17 protein-coding genes and 1 pseudogene are annotated in these 17,955 nt (G+C 36.2%); 9 read left to right on the top strand and 9 right to left on the bottom strand.

Annotation, left to right across the window (positions count from 1 at the left end):
• Positions 1-185: 185 nt before the first annotated feature.
• The 7 genes from AAHI02_RS15480 to AAHI02_RS15510 all read left to right on the top strand — a co-directional run bounded on the left by AAHI02_RS15480 (position 186) and on the right by AAHI02_RS15510 (position 7,675).
• Entirely contained in the window at positions 186-1,145 is a 960-nt protein-coding gene (locus AAHI02_RS15480) for an IS110 family transposase (protein ID WP_346983523.1), read from the top strand.
• Positions 1,146-1,353: 208 nt separating this feature from the next.
• Positions 1,354-2,520 (top strand): T9SS type A sorting domain-containing protein, encoded by a 1,167-nt coding sequence (locus AAHI02_RS15485; RefSeq protein WP_346984005.1) that lies wholly within the window; start codon positions 1,354-1,356, stop codon positions 2,518-2,520.
• Positions 2,521-2,644: 124 nt separating this feature from the next.
• A complete protein-coding gene (locus AAHI02_RS15490; RefSeq protein ID WP_346984006.1) occupies positions 2,645-4,327 on the top strand; it encodes a 4-alpha-glucanotransferase in 1,683 nt (560 codons plus the stop codon).
• Entirely contained in the window at positions 4,218-5,297 is a 1,080-nt protein-coding gene (locus AAHI02_RS15495; RefSeq protein WP_346984007.1) for a 4-alpha-glucanotransferase, read from the top strand. Before AAHI02_RS15490 ends, AAHI02_RS15495 begins: the two co-directional genes overlap by 110 nt.
• A 139-nt stretch (positions 5,298-5,436) precedes the next feature.
• The gene (locus AAHI02_RS15500) at positions 5,437-6,417 is read left to right on the top strand and encodes a hypothetical protein (RefSeq protein ID WP_346984008.1); all 981 of its coding nucleotides are present in this window, start codon (positions 5,437-5,439) and stop codon (positions 6,415-6,417) included.
• A gap of 172 nt (positions 6,418-6,589) precedes the next feature.
• The gene (locus tag AAHI02_RS15505; RefSeq protein ID WP_346984009.1) at positions 6,590-7,042 is read left to right on the top strand and encodes a hypothetical protein; all 453 of its coding nucleotides are present in this window, start codon (positions 6,590-6,592) and stop codon (positions 7,040-7,042) included.
• 123 nt (positions 7,043-7,165) lie between these two features.
• Positions 7,166-7,675: a ferritin gene (locus AAHI02_RS15510; protein WP_346984010.1), complete on the top strand. Its 510-nt coding sequence runs from the start codon at positions 7,166-7,168 to the stop codon at positions 7,673-7,675.
• 63 nt (positions 7,676-7,738) lie between these two features.
• Here AAHI02_RS15510 and AAHI02_RS15515 read toward each other — a convergent pair whose 3' ends face one another.
• Both AAHI02_RS15515 and AAHI02_RS15520 read right to left on the bottom strand, forming a co-directional pair.
• Positions 7,739-9,016: a 3'-5' exonuclease gene (locus AAHI02_RS15515; protein ID WP_346984011.1), complete on the bottom strand. Its 1,278-nt coding sequence runs from the start codon at positions 9,014-9,016 to the stop codon at positions 7,739-7,741.
• Complete coding sequence (locus AAHI02_RS15520) at positions 8,940-10,880, bottom strand: UvrD-helicase domain-containing protein (RefSeq protein WP_346984012.1); 1,941 nt, start codon at positions 10,878-10,880, stop codon at positions 8,940-8,942. The genes AAHI02_RS15515 and AAHI02_RS15520 overlap by 77 nt, the downstream gene beginning before the upstream one ends.
• 181 nt (positions 10,881-11,061) lie before the next feature.
• Between AAHI02_RS15520 and AAHI02_RS15525 the strand changes: the two genes are divergently transcribed.
• Both AAHI02_RS15525 and AAHI02_RS15530 read left to right on the top strand, forming a co-directional pair.
• Positions 11,062-11,799, top strand: coding sequence for a carboxypeptidase-like regulatory domain-containing protein (locus tag AAHI02_RS15525; protein ID WP_346984013.1), 738 nt, complete (start codon positions 11,062-11,064; stop codon positions 11,797-11,799).
• Positions 11,800-11,886: 87 nt separating this feature from the next.
• Entirely contained in the window at positions 11,887-12,600 is a 714-nt protein-coding gene (locus tag AAHI02_RS15530) for a carboxypeptidase-like regulatory domain-containing protein (RefSeq protein WP_346984014.1), read from the top strand.
• A gap of 16 nt (positions 12,601-12,616) precedes the next feature.
• On the opposite strand, the gene AAHI02_RS15535 is transcribed toward AAHI02_RS15530, so the two are convergent.
• The 7 genes and pseudogenes from AAHI02_RS15535 to AAHI02_RS15565 form a co-directional block, all read right to left on the bottom strand.
• Positions 12,617-13,129 (bottom strand): GNAT family N-acetyltransferase, encoded by a 513-nt coding sequence (locus AAHI02_RS15535; RefSeq protein WP_346984015.1) that lies wholly within the window; start codon positions 13,127-13,129, stop codon positions 12,617-12,619.
• 3 nt (positions 13,130-13,132) lie between these two features.
• A pseudogene (locus AAHI02_RS15540) lies at positions 13,133-13,355 on the bottom strand (PspC family transcriptional regulator).
• A gap of 1 nt (position 13,356) precedes the next feature.
• Positions 13,357-14,526 (bottom strand): DUF2851 family protein, encoded by a 1,170-nt coding sequence (locus tag AAHI02_RS15545; RefSeq protein WP_346984016.1) that lies wholly within the window; start codon positions 14,524-14,526, stop codon positions 13,357-13,359.
• Entirely contained in the window at positions 14,468-14,623 is a 156-nt protein-coding gene (locus AAHI02_RS15550; protein ID WP_346984017.1) for a DUF2851 family protein, read from the bottom strand. The genes AAHI02_RS15545 and AAHI02_RS15550 overlap by 59 nt, the downstream gene beginning before the upstream one ends.
• 150 nt (positions 14,624-14,773) lie before the next feature.
• Positions 14,774-14,926, bottom strand: coding sequence for a hypothetical protein (locus tag AAHI02_RS15555; RefSeq protein ID WP_346984018.1), 153 nt, complete (start codon positions 14,924-14,926; stop codon positions 14,774-14,776).
• 134 nt (positions 14,927-15,060) lie between these two features.
• On the bottom strand, positions 15,061-16,209 hold the full coding sequence (gene bshA, locus AAHI02_RS15560) for an N-acetyl-alpha-D-glucosaminyl L-malate synthase BshA (protein WP_346984019.1): 1,149 nt from the start codon (positions 16,207-16,209) through the stop codon (positions 15,061-15,063).
• Positions 16,210-16,246: 37 nt separating this feature from the next.
• Complete coding sequence (locus tag AAHI02_RS15565; protein WP_346984020.1) at positions 16,247-17,941, bottom strand: glycoside hydrolase family 3 N-terminal domain-containing protein; 1,695 nt, start codon at positions 17,939-17,941, stop codon at positions 16,247-16,249.
• Positions 17,942-17,955: the final 14 nt, after the last annotated feature.

Below are 17,955 nucleotides of genomic sequence, written 5' to 3' on the forward strand. Positions count from 1 at the left end.
TAACAAACAAAAAGGAAAAGAGAGTAAAGAATAAGGTTATCAATTGTCATTAGTCTCACAGACCGTTCGGAATGTTAATCCCTTTACTCTTTTACTACCAAACCTGAACAGATCATTAGGCAACAAGCCTGTATTTAGGATAGATAGGTAATAGTAGTATTCTCTTTTCCTGTAAAATTATAGGTATGGGTAAAATTATAGGAATTGACATTAGTAAGCAAGTTTTTGATGTAAGCTTTTTGGAAGGGAATCTTTGGAAGCATAAGGTCTTAAGCAATAAATTATTAGGTTTTGAAAAACTGATAACTTTCATTGAAAAAGAAGATATAGTAGTGATGGAAGCTTCAGGTACTTATTATCTTCCTTTAGCAGAATATCTTTATTCACAGGGGATTAATGTAGTGGTAGAAAATCCTCTTTCCATCAAACGTTATGCTCAATCAAGACTCAAACGAGCCAAAACGGATAAAGCAGATTCGAAGGTTATTGCTGAATATGGGAAAAAGAATTTGGATGAGTTGAGTTTGTGGAATCCTGAGAGTAAAACGTGCATCAGAATTCGTCAAATGCATACAAGAATCCAAATGATTCAGAAACAAACCAGTCAGACTTATAATCAGTTGGAAGCTTTCAGAAGCAGTGGTTTTCTGGATGAAAAGTTAGAAATAGAAATGAACAATTCCATAGAACAACTTCGACTAGGAAAAGAAATATTGGAATCGGAGATAGAAAGGCTGGCCTTGGAAGAATTTGAACAAACCATTGAATGTCTTACCAGTATTCCCGGAATCGGAATAAAAACAGCTATTATGCTCATTGTGATTACAGATAATTTTAAAAAGTTCGAACATCATAAGCAACTCATTGCTTTTGTAGGATTCAGTCCTCGGATTTATGAAAGCGGAAGCCGTGTGAGAGGACGCTCAAGTATTTGTAAGATGGGTAAATCTCAGATCAGAAAGCTATTGTATCTATGCAGCTGGTCAGCCAAACGCTGGAATAAAAAATGTAAAGAAATGTATGAAAGACTTATCAAAAACGGAAAAGCAGAAAGAGTGGCAAAGATAGCTCTTGCCAATAAACTCTTAAAACAAGCATTTGCTATCGGAAAGAATAAAGAAAAATATAGAGAAGATTTTTGTTAAATAATTTGCTTTTTAACACAGATCATTCTGAATGAAGCAAAGCGAAATGAAGAATCTCTTATATAATTTGCATGAGATTCTTCCTTCGTCAGAATGACAGAGATTCCTTTTCAAAATTCTTTCTTAACCTCAAAAATTTTTTAAAATTCAATTCAAAAATTACGTAACTTAGTCATAATAAAATGATTAAAAATTAAAATTTATATCTATGAAAAAACATTTACTCCCTTTATTTCTGGTTTTAATCGGTATTAATGCATCTGCTCAGCAGGATTTTTTTGCGCTTGTCGGTAAAGATACTCCAAGCATTATTTTCAATGATTTCCGAGCGATTGACGCTGCGAATGGTATTTCCGGAGAAAGAATATTTACATCAGATTCTTCCGCTAAAGTCTTCTCGCAGAACAGAAATGGTTCTGTAACTGAGGATAAAAATACATACAATAACGCTCAGGCAATCAATATGGCAACGTTGGCTTATGACTCTTCCAATAATAATTTGGTGTATATGCCGATGTTCTCCTCGAATATTTATGTATTGAATGCAAAATCCAAAGAAATTACTTTGGTAGAAAACAGCGTAGCAAGAGTTACCTCATGTGATATTAATTCTCATTTTACAAGAATGGCAACGGGCTATAACGGTAATATTTATGCAATCAATAATGCCGGAACGCAGTTTTTACAGATCAGCAGAAAAGGAAATCAATATGCAGTCACTGATCTCGGGATCATTATGGATGATGCTTCTAACGGTAAAAATTCCTTCACAAAGATTGAAACAGGTTTTGGTGGCGATATGATTGCTGATGCTGATGGCCATTTTTATGTATTCTCGGCTGCAGGAAATGTATTTAAAGTTTCAACGACGGAATTAAAAGCAAAGTTTGTAGGCAAAATTTCCGGAATTCCGGATAATTATTCGGTCAATGGTTCCGCGGTGAATTCAAAAGGAAAAGTGGTGATCGCAAGCGCAAAAGGCGCGCCTTTATATGAAGTCGATCTGAATACTTTACAGGCAAAACAGCTTCCCGGCGAAGAGAACTTACATATTTATGATTTAGCAAGTAAATATTTCGCTAATGAAAGGGCGGCCTCAAACAATATTTTTACAAATCTTGATATTTATCCGACAAGAGTAGATGAAAAACTAATCAACGTAAATGTGAATGATAAAAGCATTAAAGGAAATATTAAACTGAATATTTTCGATATATCAGGGAAAAATGTAATAAGTCAGAATTTATCTGTGAAAGGGGGCGCTTTGAATCAACAGGTTTACCTAAAAAATCTCATAAGCGGAGCCTATTTGGTAAACATTACCGACGAATCCGGAAAAGTATTGCTTAATAAAAAAATTATCGTGACAGAATAGTCTTTTATTTTAATAAAACAGAAGCCTTTTCAAATAATTTTGAGAAGGCTTTTTTTAATGAATATTTGATATTCAATAAGTTTTATTTTTCGATATTATAATGTATTTTTATAAAAAAATGTAAATGAAGCTATATTTTAATGTAGGGTACAGTACAAAAGTTGGAGAAAGACTTCAGTTGGTTATTAGCGAAGAAGATGCTGTATCACAGATTCATCCTATGTTTTATACAGAAAATGATCTTTGGAAATGTGAGGTTGATTACTTTTCAAAAACTATTTCTTACCAATATCAGCTTATAGGTGATAAAGGAGATATCCTGCGTGAAGAATTTGTTCCGCATCGTCTGAATTTTCCTCATAATTATAAAGAATTTATCATTTATGATCATTGGAATAATAAAAATTTTCCTGAAAATTATCTGAATAATAAAATTCTTTATAATAAACTGAACGCATTTAAGCCTGAAAAAATATCAGTTTTAAAAAAACATTCTCACCTATTCAGAATCGAAGCGCCGGTCTACAATCCGAATTGGGAAATCGCATTATTCGGGAGTACGGCTTCTCTCGGTAATTGGGATTACGAAAAAGCAATTCACTTATCACAGACAGATTTCGGAGTCTGGGAAGCATCTGTAGAAATTCCTGAAAACGAATTTATTCAGTATAAATATTGTCTTTATGATAAGGAAACCGGAAAGATTGTTGATGTGGAAACCGGAGAGAATCGTTTTGCCTTACCTAATAATTCAAAAGATACTCTGCAGATCGTTTCGGATCATTATTTTAAATTTAAGCTGTATCAGCTTTATCATGATGCTGGTGTTGCCGTTCCTATATTTTCCTTGAGAACTGATGACGGCTTTGGAGTGGGTGAATTTTCTGATCTGAAAAAACTTGCAGACTGGACGAATGAAACTGATCTTGGGATCATTCAGATTCTGCCGATTAATGATACAACGGCAAATTATACATGGACGGATTCTTATCCTTACGCAGCTGTTTCGGTGTATGCACTGCATCCGCAATATATTTCTCTTGAAAATCTTGATTTTCCTTTACCTGAAAATCTTACTTCAGAATACGAAATTGAAAAGTCTGAATTGAATTCTCTTGAGCTGATCGATTATGAAAAAATGATCTCCGGTAAATGGAAATATCTGAAAGCGGTTTTTAATGAAGATAAAGATAAAATCTACAAAGACAGGAACTTCAAAAAGTTTATTAAAGACAATGAATCCTGGCTGATTCCTTACTCCGCATTCTGTGTTTTAAGAGATAAATATAAAACTCCGAATTTTAATGAATGGAAAACGCACAAGAAATATATTCCGGGAAAAATAGCTCCGTTCTTTACTCCAAAAAGTAAAGATTATGATGCTTCTCTGCTCCATGCATGGGTGCAGTATCAGCTTCACAAACAGCTGAAAGAGGCGGTTGATTATATGCATGGTTTAGGTATCTCGATAAAAGGAGATCTGCCAATCGGAATTTACAGATATTCCGTAGAGGCATGGACGGAACCTGAGTTATTCGGAATGGATTTCCAGGCGGGAGCGCCACCTGATCAGTTTACAGAACTTGGTCAAAACTGGGAATTCCCGACCTACAATTGGGAAGCCATGAAAGCCGACGATTATAAGTGGTGGAAAAACAGGTTTAAAGCATTGGAACAGTATTTTGATGCAATGAGAATTGATCATATTCTGGGCTTTTTTCAGGATCTGGAGAATGCCGGTTTCCGCCACACAGGGAATTCTTGGATATTTTTATCCTGCCGTGCCTGTGACGCTGGAGGAATTTAATGCGTGGCATATTCCGTTTAATTTTGACAGGTATTGTAAGCCGTTTATCAATGATCAGATTTTATGGAAGTATTTTGGAGAAGACACCGACAAGGCTCTTGAATTCATCAACAACAATCACGACGGAACCTATTCATTTAAAGAAGAATTTAATACACAAAGAAAGTTATCTGATTTCTTCAAAAACAATCCGAGGGGTCCTATAGAAAAACAGCTGATTTCACTTTGTGCTAATGTTTTATTTTTAATTGAAGAAAGAAACGGCCAGGTGGTTTATCATCCAAGGTTTAATGTGTTTCATACAGATTCTTATCAATATCTTTCAGATTGGGAAAAGAAAGCGATCTACGATTTATATCAGGATTATTTCTTTAAAAGACAGGATGGCTTGTGGTACGAAAAGGCTATGGAAAAACTTCCTGTCATACTCAATGCAACAAAAATGTTGATTTGTGGTGAAGATCTGGGACTTGTTCCTGCTTGCGTTCCTGCTGTGATGGATGAGCTGGCGATCGTTGCTTTGAAAGTTCAGAGAATGCCGTCGGATAATATTCCTTTTTATAATCCTAAAAATGCCGGCTATCTGAATGTTGTGACAGCTTCTTCTCATGACAGCTCAACGCTGAGACAGTGGTGGAAAGAAAATCCTGCTCTTACTCAGGAATATTTTAATCTTCAGCTGATCCAGTTTGGCCAGGCGCCTGCAGATCTTGATCCGCATCTGGCTGAGATCATTATGAAGCAGCATTTGTATAATGATGCTATGCTGGCTATTTTCCCGATACAGGAGTTTTTGGCTACTGATAAAGAGCTTGCGAATGCAGAAATGGATAATGAAAGAATCAATAATCCTGCTGTTTTTCCGCATTACTGGAGGTATCGTATGCATCTTAAGCTTGAAGATCTCAAACACAGAAAAGACTTTAATGAAAAAATATCCGATTGGGTGAAAGATAGCGGAAGATTGTAAATTTAACATTTGATTATCAATTGATTAATATTAAATTAAAAAGAAGTTTTATCGTGAGATTTAACTTCTTTTTTCGATTTATATCAAAAAGATAGAATAAGAAATTCGACTATATATTAACCAATTAACGACTATAAAAATGAAAAAAATATTGATCGGTTTTACTTTGAGCCTTGGGATTTTTTCCTTTGCTCAGCAGTATCCAAACAACGGTTGGGAGGATGACGGATATTATCAGAATGATGGAGGATATTACAGCGACGAAGATGATCAGAACTATTTCCCTGATGATTATTATTACAACTATCCACAGGACTATTACCCACAGAATTATTACCAGAGCAATTACAACGATTACCGAAATAGTATCGTGAATATCAACTGGAATGTTTTCTTTACCCAAAACAGATTGAGCCCATGGCAGGTTGATCAGATTATCAGATTAAACAATCTGTATGTAAGTTTTTCATCATGGAATAGATTCTACAGATACAATCCGGACAGATGGTACTACGACAGATTCTACGCTTTACAGAGAATCATGGGACCTAGAGTATTTGTTGTCTTCCAGAACAATTATTACAGAGGATATAGTCCGGTAGTTTATTTCCAAAACTACAGAAGAACACATTATGCTGCTATCTGTAGACCTATGCCGAGATACAGAAATGTAAACATCAATATCTACAGGGTCGATAGAGTGAAATTCAGAAGAATGGATAACCCGACCTTCAATATCGTTAGGTCCGACAGACCGAACAACGGTTTCAGAGGTCCGGTAAGAGATGGAAACAACGGAGGCTTCCGTGGCCAGGCGGATAAAAGAAATAATGACAATTCAGGTTTCAGAAATGATAACAGTGCGCCAAAAAATAATGGAGGTTTCAGAGGGAATGATAACGCAGGAGTTAGAAACAATGGAGGATTCCGAAATGAAAGAGCTGAAAATAATGGAAACCGCGGCGGATTCAGAGGCGGAGAGGTAAAAAGAGAAGAAGCTCCGAAAAGAGAAAACAACGGAGGTTTCAGAAGAAATGAAAGTCCGGCACCAAGACAGGAGAATAATGGGGGCGAAAGAAAAAGTAATGGTGGTTTCAGAAACGGATTTGCAAAGAATTAATTTTCATATATTATATTTAAGTGGTGTGAAGAGCGGGTTTTTATAATCTGCTCTTTTTTTTAATTATTGTATTGATATTTAATTTTAACAAAATTTATGAATTTTATCGTTTAACTTTTGTTTTAACTAATAATCAAAAAGATATAAAAGAAATAGTTAAAGATTTTAGAATATGAAAAAATTAGTATTAGCGATAGCATTTATCGGATTCGGAGGTTTAGCAATGGCTCAACAAACTACTCCACAGGAAAAACAGGCGAAGAGAGCAGAAATGCAGCAGAAGTTTCAGCAAAGAGAGCAGGAGCATCTGGCAAAAATGCAGAAGGATTTAAATTTAAACCAGGCTCAGGTTGATAAAATCAAGGCGCTACAGGATAAAAGAAAAGAGGATATGAAGACCGAGTTTGAAAAAAACAAAGGTGAAAGACAGGCTAGAATGGAGCAGATGAAAGCTAAAAGAGCGCAGATGGATGCTGAAATGAAACAGATCTTAACGCCTCAGCAATATGATAAATGGCAGGCTGACAGAAAAGCTGAAATGGAGAAGAGAAAAGTAGCAATGAAAGAAAGAGGAGCTAAAATGCACAGGCCAATGAATACGGTGGCTCCGGATGCAACAAAGTAGTTTGTAATTTTGATTTTTTAATGTGTTAGAGGACGGATTTTTTCCGTCCTTTTTTACTAATTTTTATTAAAACTTTTGATTTCGGGGTTTTATTCCCTAATTTTGACTGTAAATTTATTTCTTATGATTAGCGAGAAAATTGCGAAATTACTTAACGAACAAATAGCTCACGAACAATATGCTGCTCAATATTACCTGTCAATGTCTGCATGGTTTTCCGGAAAAGACCTGGACGGTATTGCCAACTATTTCAGAGTGCAGAGCAAAGAAGAATTAATGCACGCCGACAAAATGTTTGATTATCTTAATGACGTAGGGGGAGAGATTATCATTGGTGAAATACCAAAGCCACCCCACGAATTTCTGGGGGCTATCGATATTTTTGAAAGAGCATTGGAACACGAAAGGAAAGTGACAAAAAGTATTTTCAATATCGTGAAAAATGCTAATGATGAAGGAGATTTTGCGACTACTTCTTTTCTTCAATGGTTCATCAACGAGCAGGTAGAGGAAGAGGCAAATGCTTCCCAACTGGTTACAAAAATTAAAATGGTAAGTGACAACCCGTCAGCTCTGTATCTTTTTGATCAGGAGCTTGCACAGAGGGTTTTTAATCCGAATACAACGGCTTAATCTGGCCATCATACAATAATAAAGCTTCGGCGGCACCAAAGGTGCCGCCGAAGCTTTTTCCATTTACAGGTAAATAAGCTGTGTCTTCAGGACCTTTTTTCCAAGAGATTCCAGAATGTTCTTATAATTCTCGATCTGGCGTTCATTTTTAACAGACTCTTCTCCTGTTTTAAAATCGACAATCATGTAGCCTTCAGCACTTTTTAAAATACGGTCCGGCCTGTACACTCTGCTTTCTCCATTTTCAGTGATCATGATATCTTTTTCATTAATCACTTCCCATCCCTCATCAAAAAATTCGGCGTGGGTTTCCAGGATTTTTTCGAGCTCAAGTTGTATTGTCTGGCTTTCTTCAATGGTGATCTGCCCTTCAAGAATATAGCACTCTACAACCTTAGAAATATCTTTTGCAGTATTGATCTGTGACAAAAGTTCGTGTACAAAAACACCGAGTCTCACCTTTTCATTTCTTACCTGATAATTTTTAGATGGGGTGGCAATCTTTATTGAAGTAGTATTTTCGCTGATATTTTTCAGGACACGGATGTCTTTGGTTTTAAAAGATGAGGTTTTCTCTTTTGAATATTTTTTTAATAGTTCAGGATTTACCTCATACAGATCAAACTCATCAAGATTCTCAGTGTTTTTCGATTGGAGAAATTCTAAAAGCTCAAGATTGTTGGAGGTTTTATTGGCCTTTTGAATATAGAAAAACAACTGCTCAACAGGCCGGGTAGTGGCAACATATTGCAGGCATAGCCGGTCAACAAAATTTTTGTAGGAATTTTGTTTATTAAATTTTTCAATCTCCTCATCGTAAACCTCCAGATTTTTATTGAATTGATTGATGTTAACGGATTTCAGAGGAGTGTCATTCGAAGTTTCAAACCAGTTGCTAAATTCGGCATCACGGTTTTTATTCATCATCGGAATAAAAACAATAGGGAACTCAAGACCTTTTGCTTTATGAATCGTCATGATCTGTACCGCATCAATATTTTCGGAAGCCTGAATGGTGTATGAAGAAGCCTCTTCATCCCAATACTTTAAAAATTCTTTTGTACTTGCACCTGCATTTTGGGTAAAGTTGAAAAGCATTTCAAGAAAATTCAGCAAAAAGTCTGTTTCTTTATTTTCAACCGAAAATTCATTGATATAGTATTCTACAAAATTATATAAGTTGAACCTCGGAAAATGATCTTGTTTAAGGCTTAAAGAATATTTACTTTGTATGAATAGCAAAATTTCCTCATGAGAATTGATATCAAGGATTTCTTTCATCTCCAATGTGAAATCTGCCATGCGGATTCTTCCCAGCTGATTCAGATAATACATCATCATAATCAGATTGGTTTTGCTTTTTAGGATTAACTTCCCATTTCAGGAATTCAATGACAGCCTTTAGTGTGTTTGAAAGTTCCAGGGTAAGTCCTTTGTCAGAGATCGTTTTAATATTGGTTTCTTCACCTTTGTAAATTACTTTTAGATTTCCCAGTTTCTGGGAATAGCTGAAAATATCGAAATTCCCCCGGCAAAGAATGGTAATGTCAGAAAATTTAAAACCATTATCCAGACTTTCCTGAATATCTTTCCGCATTCTTTTGGAAGTGTCATTGTAAAAATCATCGTTGGTAAGGTTTTCAATTAAATTGACTTTCACCCGTCCTTCCATCGAAGATTTAGGGTTTTGCTCGGCGTCGGTTCCGAAAATATTTTTATGCTCTTCTTCCAGAATTTCAGAGTGAAATCTGTACAGGTCATTATTAAAGCGGACAATATTTCTAGCACTGCGCCAGTTGTCTTTTAAAACCAAAAGTTCGGCTTCCTTCGGAGTAACTTCTTTTTTGTTGATAATGTCAAGCATCAGCTTACTTTCCCCACCGCGGAAACGATAAATACTTTGTTTTGGATCACCCACCAAAGTGAATGAAGTGTTTTCAGTTGAAATCGAATGATCTCTCAGCGGAAGGAAATTCTGCCACTGCAGTTCGGAAGTATCCTGAAATTCATCAAAGAAATAATGCTGAAACTGAGATCCTACCTTCTCATAAATGAAAGCAGAAGGCTCGTTTTTTAAATTTTCATTGATAAGAATATTGAATTTTGACAGGAGAACAAGATCATTTTCTTCCTCTATCTTTTTCAGCTCATCCTGTATGTCTTTATTGACTTTCAGGGGCAAAAGCGCAGAAAGAATTTTCTCTTTTTTCTGCGTTTCGATGTAAAGAAGAATCAGCTGCATTCTATTGTCCAGCAACTGATCAAGAATTTCCAGAATGTCGTTTTCCTTATGTTTTGATTTTGCAGAAGATCCTTTTCGGTAATTGTTAACTACCGATTCTTCCGCTGTGGTCGGAAAAGGAAAACCCGGGCGTTTTTGCTGGTAAAAGTCTAAAACCTTCGTGAAAAATCCGCCGATTCCGTTTTTGCCCTGCGCAAAATCTTCAATCTCAATATTTCTTGATCTGAATAATTCAATTGATTTTTCGGCGAGCTCAACAGCCTGTTTTTTATGTAATACGATCTCTTTGCGAAGTGTATTTTTTATATTTTCATAATTCGTACTGTCGAAATCTTTGTTATTTTTCAGATGTTCGTAGTGAATATCTTTCACAAATTCCTTCGCAGAATCGTACAGGTTTTTATTTAAATTGATTCTCTCATTGTTTTCAAGGCTGTAATCTACATAATCCATGAAAGACTCGGAAATCACTTCGTTTTCCCCGATCTGGTCAAGCATTTTGTCAACAGCTTCTATCAGGAAGGGTTCGGCTTCAATTTCCAGGTTGAAATTTTTAGCTAATCCTAATTCATATGAGAAACTTCTTACCAACCGTGAATTGAAACGGTCAATCGTTCCGATATTCAGGGTAGAATAATTATGGAGAACATAATCCAGCAGCTTTTTAGCGCGTATATGGAGCTCATCGATGGTAATTTTTAAACCTTCCTGCTCAAATGCTTTCTGAATATTCTTAAGGTCTCCGTTTTCAGTAAAGTCTTCCGAAGAAAAATTACCCAGCCACGTCAGGATTCTTTCCTTCATTTCATTGGCGGCTTTGTTGGTAAAAGTCAATGCCAGAATATTCCTGATCGACTGTTGTTGATTGGGATAGCGTAGACAGATCATCAAAAGCCGCTGCACCAGGGCATATGTTTTCCCTGAGCCGGCTGAAGCATTGATAACTGTGTAAGAATTTTGCATTTTGAGAGGAATTCAATTTGCAAGTTAATTAATTTTTAAATGAAATTTTAACAATTATGGATCAGGATTTAACAGTTTTAGAAAGAAAAATCTAAAAGAAATCCTAAAACGAGTTAAGTGTGGTTAAACTTGCCGTACTATTTAAAAATAATTTTAGTTTTGCTCTAACAAAAAACTGTCCGTGAAAATTAAACTATTCTTTCTCTTATTTACTATTTTTTTTATTAATGCTCAGGCTCAGGATTACATTTTCGGAAAAGTAGCTTCTGAGGACAATGCCGAAATTCCTGGCGTTACGATCGTCAATATCAGAACTGACGAACGGGTTCTTACCAACCGCGACGGCCATTTTATGATTTCGGGAAGAAGCGGAGACGAGCTTCGTTTCATAAAAAACGGTTACGAGCGGGCATACAGGAAAATTACCAAAGAAAATATCAGTGAATCCATCAATGTAAGCCTCATCAGATCTGCTGAACTGATCGCTGAGGTTGAAATAAAAAAAGAAATTACAGGAGATATTAAAATAGATTCCAAGAACCTGAATCCACCGAGAAAAGTGCAGAAGCTGAAGAGTGATTTGGCTATTTACATGTCCAGAAAATCTGATCCTTCTGTTCTGGCGCCAAGGCCTGGTGAGTTTGTGCAGCCAGTCACGAAAGGCATATTCTCGCTCGGAAAAATTAAAAACAAATGGGATGATGTTGACCTGCTGAATTATCTTCAGAATGCTCTTGGAAATGAATTTTTTCAAGAACTTAAAATCGATAAATCTCAAATACAGCACTTTATTCTTTATATCCTGAGGACAGGCTTTGAAAGAAAAAATATTCTGAAATACGGATATGTTACCGAAGCGGATATGAACAGATTCAAAAATGCTGTCCTGAATAGAATTGCTGCCTATAAAACTCCTTAAATTTGTAAGTGTAATTTAAAAGTGATGAGAGTAAAACTTTTAATTTTTCTTTTATTTCCGTTTTTAAATATATTTTCACAAGAAACTGTGAAGGGAATTGTTACCGATGAAGACGGAGTTTTACTCCCGGCCGTTACGGTTATGAATGTATCCTCGGAAAAGAAAGCTTACACTTCTTCTGACGGAACTTTTTCCATAGAAGCTTCACCGGAAGATGAGCTGCGTTTTGTACGTCAGGGTTTCGAAAGATCTTCTATAAAGGCAAAATATCTTGTAAATAATAATTTGAATATTAAACTAATAAGGGTAGCGCAGCCTATCGAGGAGGTAGAAGTTGCCAAAATTACAGGTGATATTGCCAAAGATTCCCGTGCGGTAGCAAAAATAGATAAGGGTAAAATTGTTGAGGATGCAGTAGGACTTCCGGAACCGAAAGGAAAAATGCGTGAGGAGCCGGCTACCGTAAAACAAGTTCTGTTTCCCATCCTTTTAGGAAACCTTAATGTTCAGGGATTGTATGATCTTGTCAGCGGGGATGCAAGAAGAATGAAACGTCAGTACAGATACGACGATCTCCAGGAAGATATTTCGTGGATCCGGGACAGAGTAGAGGATGATTACTTTGTGAAAGAAGGAATTCCGAAGGAAAGAATTTCAGAATTCATCGAGTTTTCGTTCCTGAATAAACCTCAGACAAAAACTTTTGTAAGGGCTAAAAACTTAACGGGTGCTTTGTCAAGAATGGAAGAATCTTTTGTTGTTTTCGTTAAAAGATTAAAAGAAAGCTCAAATGAAAAATGATTTGTCCAACAGCAATTTAATGATATACGATATCATAAATCTCGTCCTTAATTTCTTTTAAATTTTCCGGAGTATAATTAGAAAGCAGCCACAGATCCATTGGTTTTTTACCTTTTCCGTAACTTGGCTGTACATACATTTCATCGATCAGGTGAAAACCGTTTCTCTGATAAAAAGAGTAGCGTCTTGCGGCATCTTCTCCGGTATGTTCAGGTTCTATTTCTAAGATAATTCTCGGGTAATTTTCAAAAAGATATTTAGTAATATGTGATCCCAGCTTTTGGCTTCGGAATTTTTCAAAAACTTCAAAATGCTCTACAAAAGTATAGCTGCTGAGCTCCCACAGAATGAGGTAACCGATATTCTCAGATTCATGCAGAACGGAAAGTATTTTCACTTTTGGATGTGAAAATAATGTGGAAAGTTTATTCCAATCTCTTCTTTCATCTTTAGGAAAGGTAGAGCAGTAAGCATCGTAAATTTCCTGAACTCTGTAGTCTTCAGAAGATGTAATCTGTAGAAATTCCATAGTTTAAAGATCAAAAACGTTAGGTCTTCTGGTGATGAAAATATCTTTCACCCACAGTGTGAATGCCATTCCGAGATAAATTAAAAAGAAAAAAACCTGCCGTAGCAAAAGTAGAGTAGATAAAGAAAACTCTGAGCTTGGATACCGGAATACCCAATTTTGCGCCGGTTCTGGTAAGAACACCGAACCATTCTCTTTCCATTTTGTGACGGATGTTATCTAGCATTTTAAGATTCTTTTAAAAGTTTAAATCCAATACCGCAATGTAAGCAATTTTTTTGTAAGCAAAAATGATTGAAATGATAAATGAAGCTCTGGCTTTCAAGAGATGTATTTACCGGTGCTTTCAGGGTTTTCCAGCTTTCGACTATCGAATTTTTTTCTGCAGGCAAATTATTATACAAAGCAATAAGATCTTCAGTAATTTCTTCGCTGTGGTATTTGTGATAAGTATATTTCAATGGCAAAACGGTATTCAATATTACAAGCTCAATAAAATCTCTGCTTACAGCTTTCGGCTGATCTACACTTGAAATTTTCCCGAAGTTGAAATGGTTGTTCCAATAATCGGAAGCTTTTATATTTTTAAATAAATCGAATAATTCTTCAGTTGATTTAACATGGATAATCCTGGAAAATAAATTCTGTTGCTGATGGTAGAGATCTGCAAGCTGGGCAAGGCGAATGGTCGGGAAGTTAGGCGGCCGCAGCCTTAGAAATTTCGGATAAAGTTTCAGATCTGGAATGTTGAATTTTGTCTTTAAAAAATCAAATTCCCGTTTCCAGATTTTCATAAATTCATCCTTTGGATCTTCCAGCCATCCTGAAGCTCCGAATAATAATGCTTCCAGCTGTGTTTTGTTCTGGCGGATTTTGAGAATAATACTAAAGTCAATGCTTTCTACAATTTGTCTGAAAATATCAGCATTTACTTTCAGCCCAAAAGAATAGGCTAAACTGTGGAATAATACCGCTTCAAAATTATTTTTAAATTTTTCGAGACTTTTCTCCAGTTCGGCAGATTTTTCATTAAGTTTTTTAAGAATATTTTCTTCATGAAAATGTAACGGAATTTTAACCGGATTAAAGATATTCTCGCAGGCAATGAACTGGTTTCCGCTCGACAGTTTTTCGTATTTCCAGAGAATATTCTGGTTGATGTGGCTTTTAAGCTCAAGAGTAGGAACATTTTTATTCTTTAGTTCATCTATTTCCATATCGTTGTGGTAAACGACGTGCAGAATAATGTTCTGATAATTGGGGTCGTGAGAATGATTATGAAAAATCCAGTCGGAAGCTTTTACATGCAGCTCTATATGACCGGCTAAAATGATCTTATTAACTTTTATTTTTGCCGTTAAAAAAATCCGGACCGGAATCAGTATTGCATTTTCCAAAATCTAAAATTTCAACGGGATTTCCTTCAATGTCTTTGAAGTCAAAATGCGTGAAAACCTTATAATTCCAAAGGTATTGGAGTAATTTTTCTGTCATGAGTGTTTTTTTTGTGTTGGCTAATTTAGGGAATTGCTGTTATTTGTAAAAGAAAAATTGCTCGATTGGAACAGTTGTTATACATGATGTCAATTTATCACTTTAAATTAGATCGGAATTTGACCCAAAAACCTAGTTTTTCATTTACCATTATTTTTTCCGGAAAGCTTGTCGCACCCCTGCGTCAGGTTTTCCGGAAACCGGGAAGGTTCCATACACCCTTGCAATGACTTTTCCGGAAACCGGGAAAAGTTGTTGCACCCTTGCGACAAACTCTCCGGAAAGCAGGAAAGCTTCCTGCACACTGCAGGCAACTTTCCTTTTGAAATAACGTTGTGAATAGTTACCATTCGAAAGTGTTGATCATTTAGGAAAATATGTATAAAAAAGGCCACATTATCAAGAAATGCAGCCTGTATTTTATACTGTAAAAATGCCTATGCTTTCGTCAGCTCATTTTTAAAATTTTCGATGGTCGTTCTGTACATCGCTTCGTAGATAGGAAGAATGTTTTTCAAATCGAATTTTATGGCTTGTTCCTTCGCATTTTTTTTCATTTTGGTTAAAAGTTCTTCATTGCTCAGCAGTTTAATGGTGTAATTGCTCATGGCTTCCACATTTCCGATTTCTGCTAAAAATCCGGTTTCTCCCTGGATATTTACTTCCGGAATTCCTCCTGCATTGGAGCTGATCACCGGTGTATTGGCGGCCATTGCTTCTAATGCTGCCAATCCAAAACTTTCCTGTTCTGAGGGTAATAGAAATACATCGGAAAGCTGAAGAATCCTGTATAGGTCATTTACTTTTCCGAGGAGACGGATCTTTGAGATCAGATCAGGGTTTTCTTCCAGAAACTGATTGACTTTTTCCATATCGGGACCTTCGCCGATAATAATTAATTTCGATTTTACCTTTTTCTGAACATTTTTGAAGATCTGCAGTACTTCATCTACCCGTTTTACCGGACGAAGGTTTGAAACGTGAATCAGAATTTTTTCATCAGGGTTCGCAAATTGTGTCCTTTGGCAATCACTGGGCTCATCAAATTCAGAATTATCAATAAAATTGGTAATGACCTGAATTTCTTTTTTGATTTTAAAGAACTGTAAGGTATCTCTTTTCAGACTTTCGGAAACGGAAGTAATGGCATCGGATTGATTGATGGAAAATTCTACTGCATGTTTATAACTTGGATGTTGGCCAACCAACGTAATATCTGTTCCGTGAAGGGTAGTGACCAACGGGATGTCGTTATCATCTTCCTTCAGCATCTGCTTTGCCGTAAAAGCGGCATAAGCATAAGGGATCGCATAATGCGCATGAAGGAGATCCAGCTTGTAAAGGTTCACTACACGATAGATCATTGAACTCAGCGCAATATCATAAGGCTGATACTGGAAAAGAGGATACGTCTGAACATTTACCCTGTGAAAGAAAATATTCGGATTTGTAATATCTAATCTCGCCGGAAGCGCATTGCTGATAAAATGTACCTCGTAGCCTTTATTGGCAAGGGACATTCCCAGTTCTGTTGCTACAATTCCGCTTCCTCCGTATGTCGGATAGCAAAGTATGCCTATTTTCATTGATGTATTGTTGTTTGATTTGTAAATATAAATTCACTTATTTTTTAGCCTTTGGTTCAAGATCAATTCCCATCCCGGCTTTTAATTCATCATTTACCAGAACCGGAAGCCTGCCCCATATTTTTGTCTGGCCTTTTAATGCATCGGCTGTGGCCGTCATAGAGTCGTCATTGTTTTCGTAAGAAACCAACACCGTGGAAACTTTTGAAATATCAATGTCTTTTAAAGCATACGCACTTCCGAAAACGGTAAGGATAATATTTTGATTCTTTGTAAGCTCGGCTAAAACCTTTTTTGAAGCTTCTGAAATTTTATAAGGCTTATAAGCTGTTGTATTATCTTTATGGAACCCGACAATCACAGTAGAATTCGCAGGAATTGTATTGATTTCATTTCCTTTTTTAATGATTATCCCAGAACTCATTTCATTGGCAAAAGTCTGGTACGGGGCTTCTTCTAAAGGAACATAATAAACCTGTTTGCCTTGTAAAGGAAGAAGGTTTTTATCATCTTTTATTAATGTTAAAGCATTAGCATATAAATTTTGAACTAATATTTTATGCGAATCATTATTTAAATCTGAATTGATATTGTCAGGATTTCTGGGACTGTATTTATCTAATCCTAAAAAGTATTTTGTCAGAAGAATCTTTTTTACACTTTCTTCTACCCTTGACTGAGGAATTTCGCCGTTATCAATAGCCTTTTGAATTAATTTTTTACCTTCAGAAACACCTTGTGAAAAAAGCATGATGTCGTTTCCTGCTTTAAAAGCCATGGCATCCAGTTCTCCCGGTTTGTATTTGTTGGCCACTGCGCCCATATTTAATGCGTCAGTAATGATTAAACCCTTATAGCCTAATTGGTCTTTCAACAGACCTGTAATAACATTTTTGGAAACCGAAGCCGGAATTCCTTTTCCTGATTCCAAGGCTGGAACGTATAAATGCGCTACCATTACACCACCAATGCCTTTATTCATTAATGCTTTAAAAGGAGCGAGTTCAATAGTATTCAGTCTTTCCAAATGGTGAGAAACGACAGGAAGGTCAAGATGCGAATCTGTGCTGGTATCGCCGTGTCCCGGAAAATGTTTAATGGCCGCTAAAATATTATTGTCCTGAAGCCCGTTTGCATAGGCCAAAGCAGAACTGATGACATTATTCACCTCGGATCCGAAACTTCTGTTGCCAATAATTGGGTTATCTGGGTTGGTATTGACATCCACAACAGGCGCAAAATCCCAATTAATACCCATTCTGTGGCAATCTTCCGCAATTTTGGCAGACATCTGGTGAATCAGGTTTTTATCCTGAATAGCTCCCAATGTCATTGCCCAGGGAAATTTGTGAGCCGTTGCAATTCTCTGATATACTCCCCATTCGGCATCCATCCCGATCATCAAAGGAACTTTTGATTTCTGTTGGAATTCGTTGACAAGATTGATTTCTCTTGCCGCATCATCCTGCATCAGGATAAGCCCGCCGATTTTTTCTTTAACGACAATGTTTCTGACGTTACTGATCTCATTTTCACCTTTGTTTGTATATAATGCAACAATAAACAACTGGCCAAGTCTTTCGTCCTGTGAAAGATGTTTATAGGTTTTGTCGACCCAATGATTTGCTTTTCTAAGATCATCTTTAGAAAGGTTTTGCGGTGTATATTGGGCTGTAAGTTTTGAGCTTAAAAATAAGAAAACAAAGAGTGATGTATAAACCAGTTTCTTCATAATTATTGAATAAT

The organism is Chryseobacterium sp. POE27 (assembly GCF_039727685.1).
Classification (GTDB): domain Bacteria; phylum Bacteroidota; class Bacteroidia; order Flavobacteriales; family Weeksellaceae; genus Chryseobacterium.